Annotated in this window: 11 protein-coding genes; 9 read left to right on the forward strand and 2 right to left on the reverse strand. The window is 63.8% G+C overall.

All coding sequences use genetic code 11. The features are described from left to right. On the reverse strand, positions 1–4,326 hold the full coding sequence (locus GB927_RS20035) for a chemotaxis protein CheB (protein ID WP_256118978.1): 4,326 nt from the start codon (positions 4,324–4,326) through the stop codon (positions 1–3). Between the two features lie 497 nt (positions 4,327–4,823). Here GB927_RS20035 and GB927_RS20040 point away from each other — a divergent pair, with 497 nt between their 5' ends. The 4 genes from GB927_RS20040 to GB927_RS20055 all read left to right on the forward strand — a co-directional run bounded on the left by GB927_RS20040 (position 4,824) and on the right by GB927_RS20055 (position 9,550). Then, positions 4,824–5,381 (forward strand): response regulator transcription factor, encoded by a 558-nt coding sequence (locus tag GB927_RS20040; protein WP_256118979.1) that lies wholly within the window; start codon positions 4,824–4,826, stop codon positions 5,379–5,381. Positions 5,382–5,624: 243 nt separating this feature from the next. Further along, positions 5,625–6,995 (forward strand): glutamate-1-semialdehyde 2,1-aminomutase, encoded by a 1,371-nt coding sequence (locus GB927_RS20045; RefSeq protein ID WP_256118980.1) that lies wholly within the window; start codon positions 5,625–5,627, stop codon positions 6,993–6,995. Between the two features lie 131 nt (positions 6,996–7,126). Continuing rightward, complete coding sequence (locus GB927_RS20050; protein ID WP_256118981.1) at positions 7,127–8,197, forward strand: NAD-dependent epimerase/dehydratase family protein; 1,071 nt, start codon at positions 7,127–7,129, stop codon at positions 8,195–8,197. Positions 8,198–8,206: 9 nt separating this feature from the next. After that, positions 8,207–9,550: a DUF4910 domain-containing protein gene (locus tag GB927_RS20055; RefSeq protein WP_256118982.1), complete on the forward strand. Its 1,344-nt coding sequence runs from the start codon at positions 8,207–8,209 to the stop codon at positions 9,548–9,550. Here GB927_RS20055 and rfbC read toward each other — a convergent pair. After that, positions 9,541–10,074: a dTDP-4-dehydrorhamnose 3,5-epimerase gene (gene rfbC, locus GB927_RS20060; protein ID WP_256118983.1), complete on the reverse strand. Its 534-nt coding sequence runs from the start codon at positions 10,072–10,074 to the stop codon at positions 9,541–9,543. The genes GB927_RS20055 and rfbC overlap by 10 nt on opposite strands. 260 nt (positions 10,075–10,334) lie before the next feature. Between rfbC and GB927_RS20065 the strand changes: the two genes are divergently transcribed. The 5 genes from GB927_RS20065 to GB927_RS20085 all read left to right on the forward strand — a co-directional run bounded on the left by GB927_RS20065 (position 10,335) and on the right by GB927_RS20085 (position 16,178). Beyond that, positions 10,335–11,630, forward strand: a complete 1,296-nt coding sequence (locus tag GB927_RS20065) for a class I SAM-dependent methyltransferase (RefSeq protein WP_256118984.1) — start codon at positions 10,335–10,337, stop codon at positions 11,628–11,630. After that, positions 11,627–12,439, forward strand: a complete 813-nt coding sequence (locus tag GB927_RS20070; RefSeq protein WP_256118985.1) for a glucose-1-phosphate cytidylyltransferase — start codon at positions 11,627–11,629, stop codon at positions 12,437–12,439. Before GB927_RS20065 ends, GB927_RS20070 begins: the two co-directional genes overlap by 4 nt. Then, positions 12,436–13,089 (forward strand): PIG-L deacetylase family protein, encoded by a 654-nt coding sequence (locus tag GB927_RS20075; RefSeq protein WP_256118987.1) that lies wholly within the window; start codon positions 12,436–12,438, stop codon positions 13,087–13,089. Before GB927_RS20070 ends, GB927_RS20075 begins: the two co-directional genes overlap by 4 nt. Before the next feature lie 219 nt (positions 13,090–13,308). Further along, positions 13,309–13,980 carry a response regulator transcription factor gene (locus GB927_RS20080; protein WP_256118988.1) on the forward strand — a complete coding sequence of 224 codons (672 nt, stop codon included), beginning with the start codon at positions 13,309–13,311 and terminating at the stop codon, positions 13,978–13,980. A 26-nt stretch (positions 13,981–14,006) separates the two neighbouring features. Beyond that, positions 14,007–16,178 carry a GumC family protein gene (locus GB927_RS20085; protein ID WP_256118989.1) on the forward strand — a complete coding sequence of 724 codons (2,172 nt, stop codon included), beginning with the start codon at positions 14,007–14,009 and terminating at the stop codon, positions 16,176–16,178. The last annotated feature ends 47 nt before the right edge of the window (positions 16,179–16,225 follow it).

A 16,225-nucleotide genomic window follows, 5' to 3' on the forward strand; every position in this document is an offset into this window, starting at 1 on the left:
TCAGCCCGCGCCGCCGCCTTCCGCCGCCGCCATCAGGCGGGCGAGCGCCGGCAGCGAGCCGGCGCCCATACGCTTCATGATCGCGGCGCGGTGCGCCTCGACGGTGCGCTGGCTGAGATCCAGATCCTGGGCGATCACCTTGCTGGACTGACCGGCCAGCACCCGTTCGAGAATTTCCCGCTGGCGGCCGGTCAGCGCCGCCAAGCGGTCCTTCGCCAACCGTTGCCAGACGCCGCGTTTGCCCACGTCGCGATTGCGCTCCAGCGCCGCGGCCACGGAGGCCAGCAGGTCGGACGGGCCGATCGGCTTCTCGATAAAATCGGAGGCGCCGGCCTTCATGGCCTGCACGGCCGTGGAGACGTCGCCCGCGCCGGTGATCATGATGATCGGCAATGTGATGCCCTTGCCGCGCAGGGTTTCCAGCACCTTTAGGCCGCTCATGCCCGGCAGGTTGACGTCCATCAGCACGCATCCCGGTTCCTTGTCTTCAAAAGCGGTGAGAAAGGCCTCGCCGCTTGCGAAGGTCCGCACGGGCCGTTGATGGGCTTCGAACGTCTCGCGCAGCACCTCGCGCATCATGCGGTCGTCGTCGACGATGAAGATCTCCGGTCCGTCGGACAGGGATGGCGGCGGCGCGTCGGGCCGGTCGTCATCGAGCCCCGCATTCGAGCGCAGCAGCAGCTGGATCGCCTTCAAGAGGTCGTCGAGGCTCACCGGCTTCGGCATATGCAGGCAATCTTCGGCCGAGAGAAGGCGCAATGTCTCCGCCGAAATGTCGCCGGTCAGCACGATCGCGGGTACATCGTCGCCGAGGATGGAGCGAAGGTGTTTTGTCACCTCGATGCCGTTCTTGTCGTGCGGCAGGTTGTTGTCGGCCAGGATGAGAGTCGGCACCACCGCACCGCTCGCCACAAGCTCGATCGCGGTCTCGCCGCTCTCCGCCACATGGACGAGGTGCTGTTCGTCGCGCAGCGCAATCTCGATGAGGCTGCGAACCTTCGGGTCGTCCTCCACGACAAGGACGGTGCCGCGCACCGGGGGCGGCGGCGGGCTTTCGCTGATGAAGGCGGGCTTGTCCCTGTGCGGATCTTCGCGGCCGAGTGCCACATGGATCGAGAAGACCGAGCCCTTGCCGGGCACCGAGCGGACCTGGACCTTGTGGCCGAGCAGCAGGCTGAGGCGCCGCACGATCGACAGGCCGAGCCCGAGGCCGAGCTCATCCTCGGTCGTTTCGTTATAGGCCTGGTGGTACTCGTCGAAAATCGACTGGAGCTCGTGGGAGGGAATGCCGACGCCGCTATCCCAGACCTCGATGGCCAGCGCATCGCCATGGCGCCGGCACCCCAGAAGGATCCTGCCCTTCTTGGTGTATTTGACGGCATTGGCCAGAAGATTGCGGACGATCTGTTCCAGCAGGCGCGGATCGGTCCGGATCGGGAGCGTGCAGGGAACGAAGTGGAGCGACAGGTCCTTCTCGATCGCGCTGTAGCTGAATTCCTCATGCAGTCGCTCCAGCACGTCGTTGACGCTGCATGTCACGATGCGCGGATAGACTGTGCCGGCCTCGATCTGGTTGATGTCGAGCAAGGCGTTGAGCATGGCCGACATCGAGCCGAGCGTATCGCGAAAACTCCGCACCAGCCGCTGCGCCTTTTCGCCCTCGACCGATTTTTCTAGCAGGCCCTGGAGCAATGCCAAGGATTGCAGGGGCTGGCGCAGGTCGTGGCTTGCCGTGGCGAGGAAGCGGGATTTCGCCGCATTGGCCCGCTCGGCGGTGTGTTTTGCCCGATCGAGCGCGTCGGTGGCGTGGTGCTGGGTGGTGATATCGGCGAAGGTGATGACCACGCCTTCCGTGTCGCCCTCCTGGGTTCGGTAGGGCATGATGCGGCGCAGATACCAGGTGCCGCTGGTCGTTCTTACCTCGCGCTCCTTGCTGGTGCTGCCCTTCAGCACGGCGGCGGCGTCGCTGAGCAGCGTCGAATCCGGCACGCGCGAATTGAGGTCGCCGAGCGGCCGGCCGATATCGCCGACCAGCACGTTGAAGATCGCGCGGGTCGCCGGCGTGAAGTAGCGGATGCGCAATTCCAGATCGAGGAAGATCGTCGCGACATCGGTGCTGTAGAGCACGTTTTCCAGATCATTCGCCGTGGCGCGCTGCCGCTCCAGCGCCTCCTGGAGCTGGATGTTGAGCGCGGTGAGCTCCTCGTTCAGCGACTGGAGTTCCTCCTTCGAGGTGAGAAGCTCCTCGTTTGCGGATTGGTATTCCTCGTTGAGCGAAAGCGTCTCCGCATTGATTGCCTTCTGCTCCTCCGCCGCGTTTTCCAGGTCGCGGATCGCCGCCTGGAGTTCCGTCCGGGTGGCCGCCAGTTCGCGCTCCAGCGCGCGCGAGCGGGGATCGTCCGGCAGGTCCGTGGTGTCGGTGGCCGGCGCTTCCCGCGCCACGTCGAAGAAGCTGACGAGAAACAGGTCCTCGCCGTCGCTGGTGACGGGCTGCACGACGATATCGTAGCGCGACAGGGTGTCGTCCGCATCGTGGTAAAGGCCGGCGGCGACGGTGCGCACCTTTTCCTGCAAGGCACGGTGCAGCGCCGAGCGCAGTTTCGTGTGAATGCTGCGCGGGGTGATCGTGAAGAGATCCTGGGTCGGATAGCCGGGCGCGATACGCAGGTAGCGCTGCACGGGGCCGAGCGAATAGAGATATTCATATTTCCGGTTGATCAGCACCGTGGCGGGCGCATAGGCGTCAAGGATCGTGCGGCGGCTGAGGTCGGCAAGTGCGGCCTGGCGGTTCGGGAACTGCGCCTGTCCCTGCTGCGCGCGTGCCCGCACCGTGTCGAAGGCGTTGATGGCGAAGCCGTAGCGGCCGCGTTGTCCCTGGCGCCGGAAGATCTTCGCGGCCTTGTCGATGATGTCGAAGCGGCTTGCCCCGCTGCCGACCGTCTCGGTGCTTCCGAGCAGCAGGATGCCGTTTTCATTGAGTGCGAAATGGCAGAGCGCGATGACCTTGGCCTGCGCTTCCGGCCCGAGATAGATGAGAAGATTGCGGCAGGAGATGAGGTCGATGTTAGAGAAGGGCGGGTCGGTCAGGATGTTCTGCACCGCGAAGATCACCGAGGCGCGCAGCTCCGGACCCACGCGGTAGCCGTATTCCTCCGCGATGAAGAAACGCTCCAGGCGCTCCTGCGAGACGTCGGCCTCGATCATCTTCGGATAGTTGCCCTCGCGGGCGAAGGCTATGGCTTCCTCGTCGGCATCGGAGGCGAAGACCTGCAACTTGATCTCCGACTTCGCGTCCGCGATGCATTCCTGCACGAGCATCGCCAGCGAATAGGCTTCCTCGCCGGTGCTGCATCCGGCAACCCACAGCCGCAGCGTCAGCTCTGGCGGATGATGGCGGATAAGCTGGGGCACGATGGTCGAGCGCAGGCGATCGAAGATCTCGGGATCGCGGAAGAAGCTCGTGACATTGATGAGGATGTCGGTGGCGAGCTGGGAGAGCTCGAAGGGGTTTTCTTCGAGGATGCCGAGATAGCGCGCCCGGTCGGACGAAGGGATGCCGGCCATGGCCATGCGCCGCTCCAGCCGCCGGTGGAGCGTGCCCTGCTTGTAGAGCGAAAAGTCCTTGCCGGTCGACTGGCGCAGGAGGGTGAGGATCGCCTCCATGGCCGCCTGCTTGGAGACGTGTTCCTTGTCCTGCGCGATTGCCGGTGAGGGCGCGCCATGCAGGGCCTGGCCGATGGCCGAGAGCGGCATGATCTGGTCGGCCATGCCGGAATCGATCACGCTGTTTGGCATGCCTTCGTAGCTGGCCTCGTTCGGATCCTGCACATAGACGCGGCCGCCCGCCTCGCGAATGAACCGCACGCCGAGACTGCCGTCCGTTCCGGTGCCGGAAAGCACGACCGCGGTCGCGCGTGGCCCGTATTCCGTCGCCAGCGAATGCAGCAGGAAATCGTAGGGCATGCGCATGCCGTCGCGCTCCGACGGCGTGCTCAGCCGGATCGTGCCGGCATTGACGGCGATATAGCGGCCGGGCGGAATGATGAAGAGATGGTCCGGTTCCAGCCGCTGGCCGTCCGCGGCCTCGATCACCGTCATCGGGGTATGGCCGGAGAGCAGGCCCACCAGCATGCTTTCGCGCGCCGGGTCGAGATGCTGGACGAGGATGTAGGCGTTGCCGCCGCCCGACGGCATGGCGTCGAGGAGGCTCCGGCAGGCGTCGAGCCCTCCGGCCGATGCGCCGATCGCGACGACGCCCGCGACGGATCTCGCGCCCAGGTCATCCAGTCCCGACGGAGTGCGTGAGGAGGGTCGACTCGAACTCATGAATGCGATCTCAGGGACACTGCAGACATAGGGAGCGTTCGGTACAACTATAGAGAACTGTGATCAGTATATACGCACGTTAAGCGATTGTATAGCCCCTTTTCTACGTATTTTCCGAATCTGTTCTCAGCTATTTTTTTGATATAATTTAAACCTAACAGAATGCAGCGCCTACCGAAAATGAATATTGTTTTGCGTAGCGTCTTCGGATGTTGCGGCATCTGGAAGTTGTTTTACTTGGTCGGCGCTTAACTGGCAGGGGACAGTTCTCTTTAGGTAAATTGTAGAGTCCGGAGAATTTTGCTGTGGCCGAAATCGCGGGAATAAACGGATGGAGCTACCGGAAGCCTTCGAATGGCGCAGTCCGGTCGGCAGCTTACAAGTCAGCCAATGCGGCGAAGAGTGCGTTCGGAAGTACGCGGGTCCTCGATATCATCGATGAGCGCGCCCTCGACCGGGAATGCCTATCACAAAGCCTTGTATCGCACGGTCTCGATATGACGATCGTGCTTTTCAACTCCATCGAGACTTGGATGGCGAAATATGCCGAAGCATCGAGCGGCGTGCTGATCAATGTCGGCAGCCACGATGTCACCGAGCCGCGCATCGAGGAGGAGATCCGAACGCTCCTCACGCGCTTCCCCGACCTGCCGGTCATCATCCTTTCCGACAGCCATGACCTGCGGCAGGTGCTGACAGCGCTCGAACTCGGCGTCAGGGGCTTCATCCCCTCGGCCGTCGGCATCGCCGTCTGCGTCAAGGCGATCTCGCTGGCACTTTCGGGCGGCATCTTCATCTCCACCGAAAGCCTGCCGGAACTGCGCCGGCTGATGTCCGTCGCCGATCAGCAGGAGCGCAAGCGCGCCGAGATCTTCACCTACCGGGAAGAAGATGTCATCGCGATGCTCAAGCTCGGCAAAGCCAACAAGATCATCGCCTATGAACTCGACCTGCAGGAAAGCACGGTCAAGGTTCATATCCGCAACATCATGAAGAAGCTGAAGGTGCGCAACCGAACGGAAGTGATCTTCAAGCTGAACGAACTGTTCGACTGAGCCCCAGGACCAATCAACATTCAGCCCATGCCGGCCTGCAAACGGCGATTTTCCGCGCTTCCGGTGCTCACGTCCGAAAGTACGCTGCGCTCCGGCTCACGGAAACTCACCATTTTCGGCACGGCCTGAACTGAATCTCGATTGGTCCTACGCCTTTCGGTCAGGTCGCTTTCCCCCAAGAGTGCGGATGCACCCGGCGCTGAAGCGCCGATAGTGCATCGAGGGACCGAACGGGAGAGTTCCATGGACGGCTTCATTCAGGACTTCGCAAATTCCGACAGGCTCCGCCGGCGTGCCCATTGGGTCATCCCCGGCGGCGCCCATACCTATGCCAAGGGGGACGACCAGTATCCGGTGCTGTCCCCCGGTTTCATCGTCGAAGGCCATGGCTGCCATGTCTTTGACGTCGATGGAAACGCCTATATCGAATACGGCATGGGCAACCGCGCGGTCGGCCTCGGCCATGCCTATGCTCCCGTCCTCGATGCCGTGGCACATCAACTGGAGCTCGGCTGCAATTTCACCCGGCCGGCGCGTATCGAGGTCGAGTGCGCCTCGGCCTTCCTCCAGATGGTGCCCGGCGCGGACATGGTGAAATTCTGCAAGGACGGGTCGGATGCGACCTCGGCGGCGGTTCGCCTCGCACGGGCGGCGACCGGCCGGGACTATATTGCGCGCTGCCAGGACCATCCGTTCTTCTCCACCGACGACTGGTTCATCGGCACGACGGAGATGAATGCCGGCATTCCCGAGGCCGTGCGCAACCTGACGCTCGGCTTTCGCTACAACGATCTCGACGACGCGCGCGACCTGTTCGCCCGCCATCCGGGCAAGATCGCCGCCTTCATTCTGGAGGCCTCGCGCGGCGACGATCCCGCGGAGGGCTATCTCCATGACCTTCAGGAGCTGTGCCACCAGAATGGCGCGCTGTTCATTCTCGACGAGATGATCACCGGCTTCCGCTGGGCGAGGGGCGGCGCGCAGGAATATTACGGGCTGCGGCCGGACCTTTCCTGCTTCGGCAAGGCGCTCGGCAACGGCTTCGCCATCTCCGCACTTGCCGGCCGGCGCGAGCTCATGGAGCTCGGCGGCATCGAGCAGGTTGAACGGCCGCGCGTCTTCCTTCTGTCGACCACCCATGGCGCCGAGACCCACGCCATGGCGGCGGCGATCGCGACGATGCATGTCTATGCGCAGGAGCCGGTCATCTCGCGCCTGCGCCGCCAGGGGCTGCGGCTGAAGGCCGGCATCGAGCAGGCGATCGTGCATCACGGCCTCCAGCGCTTCGTCTCCGTCGCGGGGCATCCCGCCTGCCTGACCTATGCCACGCGGGGGCGGGAGGGCACGCCCTCGCAGGCCTTCCGGACGCTGTTGTTGCAGGAGACCATCCGGCGCGGCGTGCTCGCGCCGTCGCTGGTGGTGAGCTACACCCATGGCGACGACGAGATAGACCAGACCATCGCGGCCTTCGACGGCGCGCTCGGCGTCTACCACCTGGCCCTCGAGCACGGCATCGAGAACTACCTCGTCGGGCGCCCGTCCGACGTCGTCTTCCGCCGCTACAACAGCTTGCCGAACGTTGAGGAACCGGTGGCGGCGGCCCGGACCGCCTGACCCTGTCTAAAAGAAGTAGGCTTTGTAACCCAGTGCCTCCTTCCGGTGCGCAGCGCCGTCTTTGTCATCAATCGTGCTCCGCTGCGCACCGTTTTAGCATCCCTTTACAATCACGATGGGGAGATCCGGATATGAAGGTGCTTGTCACGGGACACCAAGGCTATATCGGCGCCGTCATGGTGCCGATCCTCCTGCAGGCGGGGCACGACGTGCATGGCTACGACAGCCGGCTCTACCGCCGCTGCGCCTATGCGCCCGGCGGCCCGATGACCGAGGTTCCCTCCGTCCTGAAGGACGTGCGCGACATTACGGCCCGCGACCTCGAAGGTTTCGACGCGGTCGTGCATCTCGCGGCGCTGTCGAACGATCCGCTGAGCAACCTCGATCCGGACGTCACCTACGATATCAACCACAAGGGTAGCGTGCGGGTTGCGCGCGCCGCAAGGGAGGCCGGCGTCAGCCGCTTTCTCTTCGCCTCTTCGTGCAGCAATTACGGCCTTGCCGGGGACGATCTCGTCAACGAGGATGCGCCGCTCAACCCGGTCTCGGCCTATGGCATTTCCAAGGTCCGGGCGGAGGGGGATATCGGCGCGCTTGCGGATCGCAACTTCTGCACCGTCTTCCTCAGGCCGGCGACGGCCTATGGCCTGTCGCCCATGCTGCGCTTCGATATCGTGCTGAACAACCTCGTCGCCTGGGCGGTCACCAAGAGCCTCATCCTGCTGAAATCGGACGGCACGCCGTGGCGGCCGATCGTGCATGTCGAGGACATTTCCCGCGCCTTCCTGGCGGCGCTGGAGGCGCCGCGGGAGGTCGTCTTCAACCAGGCCTTCAATGTCGGCCAGACCGCACACAACTACCGCATCCGCGACATCGCCGACGTGGTGGCCGAGACCGTGCCGGGCTGCCGGCTGGAATATGCCAGCGAGGCAGGCCCCGATCCACGTTCTTATCGTGTCGATTTCGGCAAGATCGCGCGGATGCTTCCGGCGTTCCGCCCGCAATGGGACGTGGTCGCCGGCGCCCGCCAGCTCTACGCCGCCTATGGCAGCGGCGGGCTGAGCATGGAAGAGTTCGAAGGGCCGCGCTACCAGCGCATCAGCCATATCCGCGATCTCCTGCGCAGCAACACGATCGACCCGGATCTGCGCTGGCTGCCGGCGGCGGAAAGCCCGGCGGCGTTGCGACAGGCGCATGCCTGAGGCCGCGCGATGAACGAAGTTCCAAGGGTCGACGACGGCATAGTGCGGGAGGGGCCTGCCGATCTCGGCGGTGAGCTTCATGCCCTGGTCTCGCGGCTGTTTCCGATCTGCCGCAGCATCACCGGCGAAGGGGTTCGCGAGACGCTGGCGATCCTGTCGGAGCACATTGACATCGCCGTGAGGGAAGTGCCCTCCGGCACGCCGGTCTTCGACTGGACGGTGCCGCAGGAATGGACCGTGCGAAACGCCCATATCCGCACGGCGAGCGGCAGGGTCGTGGTGGATTTCGCCCAATCCAACCTGCACCTCGTCAGCTACAGCGAGCCCGTCGCCCGCCGCATGCCGCTCTCGGAACTGCGTGCACATCTCCACACGTTGCCGGACCAGCCCGACCTGATCCCCTACAGGACCAGCTATTACCGCCGGGACTGGGGCTTTTGCATGCGCCATCGCGACTATCTCGCGCTGGAGGAGGGCGACTACGACGTCTTCATCGACACCACCCTTGCCGATGGTTCGCTCACCTATGGCGAGGTCTTCCTGCCGGGCACGACGGAGCGCGAGGTGCTGCTCACCGCCCATATCTGCCATCCCTCGCTCGCTAACGACAATTGTTCCGGCCTCGCCGTGCTGACCCTCCTCGCAAGGATGCTTGCCGGGCGGCAAAACCGCTACGGCTATCGCTTCCTTTTTGCTCCCGGCACGATCGGCGCGCTCTGCTGGCTTGCCGGCAACGAGGACAGGCTTGCCGGCATCGACCACAGCCTCGTCGTCTCCTGCATCGGCGACGCCGGCGGGCCGGTCTACAAGCGCAGCCGCCGCGGCGACGCGATGATCGACCGCGTCATGGAAAGCGTGCGCTGCGCCGGACGAAAGGTGACGATGCTCGATTTCAGCCCCTACGGTTATGACGAACGGCAGTTCTGTTCGCCGGGCTTCAACCTGCCGGTCGGACTTCTCCAGCGCAGCGCCTTCGGCACCTTCCCCGAATATCACACCTCCGCCGACAACCTGGATCTCGTACGACCGGACCATCTCGCATCCTCCTTCCGGATGATCACGGATATCATCGACATACTCGAAACCGACTGGGTGCCGCTCAACCTCTCGCCGAAGGGGGAGCCGCAACTTGGGCGACGGGGGCTCTATTCGGCAACGGGAGGGCACAAGACGACCTCCGACATCACCATGGCCTATCTCTGGGTGCTGAACCTGGCGGACGGCAGCCATGGCCTGCTCGATATTGCCAGCCGCTCCGGCCTGCCGTTCGCGGATATCGCCTACGCCGCCGACCGACTGAAACAATGCGGACTGCTCGGTAAAGCGGAGGATTCCGTTAACCGTCAAACGTGATTTAGGAGCGGCCAGGCCCTGTCCTTGTCCGAGATCACGGCCGGTTTTGCCGGCCAGTCGATCGAAAAGGCGGGATCGTCGTAGCGGGCGCCGGAGGCTGCGTCGGGCGCGTAGCGCGTCGAGATGAGGTAGCCGACCGCAGCATTCTCCGTCAGCGACAGGAAGCCGTGCGCAAAGCCCTGGGGAATGTAGAACTGGCGCATGTTTTCCGCACTCAGTTCCGCCGCCGTCCAGCGGCCGTAAGTGGGCGATTGCGGGCGCAGGTCCACCGCCACGTCCCAGATCGCGCCCGTAAGGCACGATACCAGCTTCACCTCCTGGTGCGGCTCCTTCTGGAAGTGCAGGCCGCGAAGCGTGTGTTTTTGCGTCGAGCGGGAGAGGCTGTGCTGGACGAAGCGGGTTTCGAGCCCATGCTGCTCCATCTCGTCGGCGCAGAAGGTCCGGGCGAAGGAACCGCGCTCGTCACGGACGGGAGAGGCTTCGATTAGCCAGACGCCATCGAGATCGGTCCTGGTGAAAAGCATGTGATTCTCCCCTTTTTCGGCGCCATCCTGCCCGATGCGGAGCGCCTGCCAAGTGGGGTTTCCGGGGTAGACCGGTACGTGCGGTTTAGGCTTGGTTAAGGTTCGCTTACACGCGTTTCAGAGTGCTACGCCTTTCGGTCAGGGTAGAATGTTCATATAGTAGTATCGAAGGGTTTTTAGGCTGCGCTTACTCTGCCAACACGTCGAGAAACGGTCCCCGAAGGGCTTGAGGACCGAAAATCACTGTTGGAGGCGTTGCCATGAACTTGCAGGCCGGCCATTCGCTCTCGAATTCACACAATTTGTCGCTTCGGCCGGCGTGCCGGCTGTGCGGCGCTACCCTGAAACACACCGTCGTCGACCTCGGCATGTCACCGCCATGCGAAAGTTTCCGGCAGGAAAGCGAACTTGGGCTGATGGAGGCCTATTATCCGCTGCATGCGCGGGTCTGCGAGGCCTGCCTGCTCGTCCAGCTGGAAGAGTTCGTCAGCCCGGAAAGCATCTTCGAGGAGTATGCCTACTTCTCCTCCTACTCCACCAGCTGGGTGGCGCATGCGGAGCGCTATTGCGAAGAGGTGATCAACCGCTTCGCCCTCGACAGGCACAGCTTCGTCGTGGAGCTCGCAAGCAATGACGGCTACCTCCTGCAGCATTTCGTGGCGCGCGACATTCCCGTGCTCGGCGTCGAGCCGGCCAGAAACGTCGCCGATGCCGCGATCGCCAGGGGCATCCCGACGCGGGTCGCCTTCTTCGGCAAGCGCCTTGCCGGCGAGATGGCCGCAGCCGGCCAGAAGGCCGACCTGATCGTCGCCAACAACGTGCTGGCCCAAGTGCCCGACATCAACGACTTCCTGGCGGGCATGAAGCGCATCCTGAAGCCGCAGGGCGTCGTGACCATCGAATTCCCGCATGTCGCCACGCTGATTGCGGAAAACCAGTTCGACCAGATCTATCACGAGCATTTCTCGTATTTCTCGCTGTTCACGGTGCAGATCGCCGCAAGGGTGCACGGCCTGGAGATCTTCGACGTCGAGGAACTGCCCACCCATGGCGGTTCGCTGCGGGTCTATCTCGGCCATGCCGGCCGCTGCGGGGTGATCAGCCCGAATGTCGCCGGCCTGCTGGGGCAGGAGCGCCGCGCCGGCCTGCACGACGTGGAGGCCTACACGTCCTTCTCCGTCCGGGCGCGGCAGGCCAAGCGCAACCTGCTCTATTACCTCATCAGCGTGAAGGAGCGCGGCGGCCGCATCTGCGGCTATGGCGCGCCGGGCAAGGGCAATACGCTTCTGAACTATTGCGGCATCGGCACGGATTTCCTGGATTTCACGGTCGACCGCAATCCCTACAAACACGGCCGCTACACGCCGGGCATGCACATACCGATCCTGCCCGTCGAGGCGATCGACACGCACCGGCCGGACTACATTCTCATCCTGCCCTGGAACCTGAAGGCCGAAATCATCGGCCAGATGCGCCATGTCGGCGAATGGGGCGCGAAGTTCATCGTGCCGATCCCCGAAGTCAGTGTGCTCGATCCGCTGGAGGTGCTGTCATGAAGGTGGTGCTTTTCTGCGGCGGCCGCGGCACGCGCATCCGGGACTATTCGGAAAGCATACCCAAGCCGATGATCCCGCTCGGCGCGCAGCCCATCCTGCGCCATGTCATGCAATATTACGCCTCCTACGGCCATGACGATTTCACCCTGTGCCTCGGCTACAAGTCGAACGTCATCAAGGATTTCTTCCTGAACTGCCGGCCACAGACCTTTTCGGATTGCGTCGTCTCCGGCGAGGGCAGGGTCGAGCTCCTGGGCGATGCGCAGCAGCAATGGCGCATCGCGCTGATCGACACCGGAATCTGGCGCAATATCGGCGAACGCCTCTGGGCGGTGCGCGAGCAGGTGAAGGGCGAGCGCATGTTCCTCGCCAATTACAGCGACGGCCTCACCGACGTCGATCTCGACGACATGGTCGCCCGCTTCGAGGCAAGCGGCAAGATCGCCTGCTTCCTGGCTGTGCGCCCGCCGCTGACCTACCACATCGCCGATATCGACGAGACCGGCCGGGTGCGCGAGTTCCGCTCGTCCGAGACCTCGGAAATCTGGATCAACGGCGGCTACTTCCTGATGCGCCGCGAGATTTTCGACTACATGCGGGAAGGCGAGGAGCTGGTGCTCGAACCCTTCCTGCGGCTGATCGCGGACGACATGCTGATGGCCTACAAACACGAGGGCTTCTGGCGCTCGATGGATACGCTGCGCGACTGGCAGATGCTGGAGGAAATGGTCGAACGCGGCGAGATGCCGTGGGTCCGCCAGGTTCCGGGCGAGCGTGTCTCGAACCTTCGCGTGGCAGGCCGGTCATGAAAGCGTTGCCCATGGCGTCTGCCGGCCACCGGTTGCGCATCCTGTGCCTGGGCGCGCATGCCGACGACATCGAGATCGGTGCCGGCGGCACGATCCTCGGTCTGATCGCCGCGGGCGTGAAGCTGGAGGTCCACTGGTGCGTCATGAGTGCCACCACGGAGCGCGCGGCCGAGACGCGGCGCTCGGCGGCAGCCTTCCTCGAAGGCGCTGCTTCGGCCACGGTCGAGGTGTGCGGTTTCGAGGACAGCTACTTCCCGAGCCAGAGCCGCGAGATCAAGGTTTTCCTGCTGGATTTGCGCGAAAGAGTAGAGCCGGACGTCATTTTTACCCATAGCCGGCGGGATGCGCATCAAGATCATCGAGAGCTAAATAAGTTAACAATGAATATATTCAGGGACCACTTCGTCTTAGAATATGAGATCCCGAAATGGGACGGGGACATCACGGAACGCAATGCCTACGTACCCCTGTTGCCCGGCGTGATCGATCGAAAGATCGACCTGCTCATGGAGCACTTCGCCACGCAGAGGTCCAAGGATTGGTTCCACGAGGATGTCTTTCGGGGTTTGGCCCGCATGCGTGGAATGGAATGCCGGTCGCCTTCGCTCTTCGCGGAAGCTTTCACGGTCCGCAAGATGGCTCTTGCGTAACAAAGCGGCACAGATCGCCGTAGTTCTATCTTGGATGTGGATGGCAGGTACAGACTCGTAAATTCGACCAGGAATCTAGTGAGGGGTATCATGGTAAGAGACGACGAGATGGATTCCGACAGGGAATCGATTGATATTTTCCGGACTGCAGGACTGACCAGTAGCGACATTCGTGTCGACTTCAGGGATCAGATGGAACGGCACTCGCAGCGATATGCCGTGAACGACTACGTCGCGATCTTCGACAAGCGTAACCTCGATCGTGAATGTCTGGCCAACAGCCTCGATTCCCACCAGATCGGCATCAGCATCTTCACCTTTTCGGGCCTGGCGAGCTGGCAGCAGCGCAAGGGCTCGCTCGGCACGCTGCGCGCCGCTCTTCTCAACATCGGCAGCAACGACATCACCGATCCCGGGCTTCGCGACGAGATCACCCAGCTCGTGACCACGCTGGAGCCGGTGCCGGTCGTCGTGCTTTCGGACAATCATGCCATCGAACACGTCTTGCAGGTCATCGATCTCGGCGTGCACGGTCTCATTCCAAGCACGGTCGATATCGACGTCTGCATCGAGGCGATCGGGCTTGCCATCGCCGGCGGGCAGTTCGTTCCGGCCAGCAGCGTGCTTGCGATGCGCGGCCTGCTCGGCAGCTACGCCTCGCGCAAGATCTGCGGCTCCGCCTTCACGGTGCGCCAGGCCGCCGTCGCCGAGGCGCTGCGCCGCGGCAAGGCGAACAAGATGATCGCCCGCGAACTCAACCTCTGCGAAAGCACGGTGAAAGTGCACATTCGCAACATCATGAAGAAGCTCGGCGCCACCAACCGCACGGAAGTCGCCTGCAAGGTCGGCGAAATCCTGACGGACGAGACGCTTCAGAACAGCAGGGCATAAGCCCGCTCCGCAACAGGAAGTCCGTCATGATCTGGTCCGAAAATCAGGCCGGCCCGGAGGAGTCTGCGATTCCCAGGGTGCTTTCGGTCATCGTCGAGCGCCGGTGGCTGATCCTCTTCTGCGTTGCCGTGGGCATGGGGGCTGCCGCCGTCGGCTATCAGGACCAGCCGTCGCGCTACCGCGCAGAGGCGGTGCTGGCGCTCGATGCGCGCAAGTTCCAGGCTTTACCGACTGAATCCGTCATTTCCTCGCTGCCGCAGGAAAGCCCGGTGCTGCGCACCGAGGTCGATATCATCTCGTCGCGCTCGATGGCCGAAAGGGTCCTGGCCTATCTGCAGGCGTCGGGCGTCGATGTCGCCAAGGGTTTCGTCCTGACGGCGGAAAGCGGCACCGCCCAGGCTTCGCCCGGCCACGCCACCCGCGCGATCGCCGACAGGCGCGTGCTCATCGACAAGCTGACCTCCGGCGTGCGCGTCACGAATGACGGCCGCTCCTACACGATCTACGTCGCCTTCAGCGGCACGGAGCCGCAGTTCACCGCCGACGTCGCCAACGCCTATGCGGAAACCTACATCAACTATCAGGTCGATCTCCAGACGACGGCAACACGGCGTGTCAGCGACTGGCTCGGCACGCGCCTCGTCAGCCTGCGCAGCGACCTGGAGCGCTCGGAACACACGGCGACCTCGTTCCGCGAAAAATCCGGCATCGTCAAGTCGAACGGCACGACCCTGCTGTCGCAGCAGATCGCCGGGCTGAATGCGGAGCTGGCGCGGTTGCGTGCCCAGCTTGCCGGCTCGGTCGCGCGGCTCGCCACCGCAATCGACGCATCGGAAGGAAAGGGCGGTCTCGCTTTGTCGGAGGTTCTCAACTCCCCGGCGATCCAGCAGCTGCGCACCGAAGAAGCACGCCTCAAGCGCCTGCTGGCGGCGATCAGCGAGAGCGGCGCGGTGAAGAACCCGCAGATTCCTGACCTGAAATCGCAGCTCGCCACGATCCAGGCACAGATCGACGTCGAGGTGGAGCAGATCGTCGGCAGCCTGCGCAACGAGATCGAGGTCACGCGGCGCCAGCAGTCCGGCCTTGAGGCCAGCCTGAAACAGCTCCAGACCGAAATGTCGACGGCAAACGAATCGATTGTCCAGGCCGACCAGCTTGACCGCGAGGCAAGCGCCAACCGGGCGATCTACGAGAGCTACCTGACGCGCTACAAGCAGACGATCGAACAGGACGGTATCGCCATGGCGGAGGCGCGCATCATTTCGCGCGCCATGCCGTCCGGCACGCCGTCGAGCCCGGACCTTTCGGCCTGGCTGCTGGGCGGGCTGATGTTCGGCCTTGGCGGCGGCGCGTTCTCGACCCTTCTCCTGGAACTGCGCGCGAGCTTCCGGCGTCGTCCCGATCCGGCCGAAAGCAATCTCGGCAGCCCCGTCATCGGCCGCATCCCGGAGCTTTCCCCGCAGCAGCGCTCCAATGTCGCGGGCATCATCCGCGATTCCCTCTCGCCCTTTGCCCAGGCCGTCGCCGACGTGCAGGGCCGCCTGCGGCTTTCCGCCCGGTCGGGCAACGTGCTGGTGGTTTCGGTGACATCGGCAGGCCCCGGCGAGGGCAAGACGCTCGTCGCGTCCTGTCTCGCCCGCTCGCTGGCCGCCACGGGGCTGCGCACCGTCATCGTCGACACCAATCTCACGGCCCCCGGCATCGCCGACGAATTCAGCGTCCTGCCGCTGCGCACGGTGGATACGGTCGCGGCATCCGAGGACGTGCCGATCGACGAGCTCATCCGCCGCGACGGGGCGTCCGGCCTCGACCTGATCTGCGCCGGCAGGGTCGATGTGCCCGCCGAACATATTCTCGGCCACAAGGGTTTTGCGCGCCTGCTCTGTACCCTCCGGCAGACCTATGACGTCGTGATCGTCGACTCGACGGCGCTGTCGAACGGTTCCAGCGCGCTGCTCGTCTCCTCGCTTGCCGATACGACAGTGCTCGTCGTTCCGGCCGGCAGCGATTCCGTGCGCACGGTGCGGGCGCTGCGCACCCTCAAGACGGCCGGCATCGTGGTCGGAGGGCTCGTCATCAACAACGCGGCAAGCCGCCGCAACGTCGTGTCCCTCGTCACGGACCACCACCGGTCCACGGCCGACGCCGGAAAACGCAGCGAAAACCCCATCGACACGCCGTCGATCGTCGGGATGTGAGGCTCGAAACGTCATGGCAAAAGTCCAGGCCCTAACACGCAAAGAGC

This window comes from Shinella lacus, assembly GCF_010994755.1.
Lineage (GTDB): Bacteria > Pseudomonadota > Alphaproteobacteria > Rhizobiales > Rhizobiaceae > Shinella > Shinella lacus.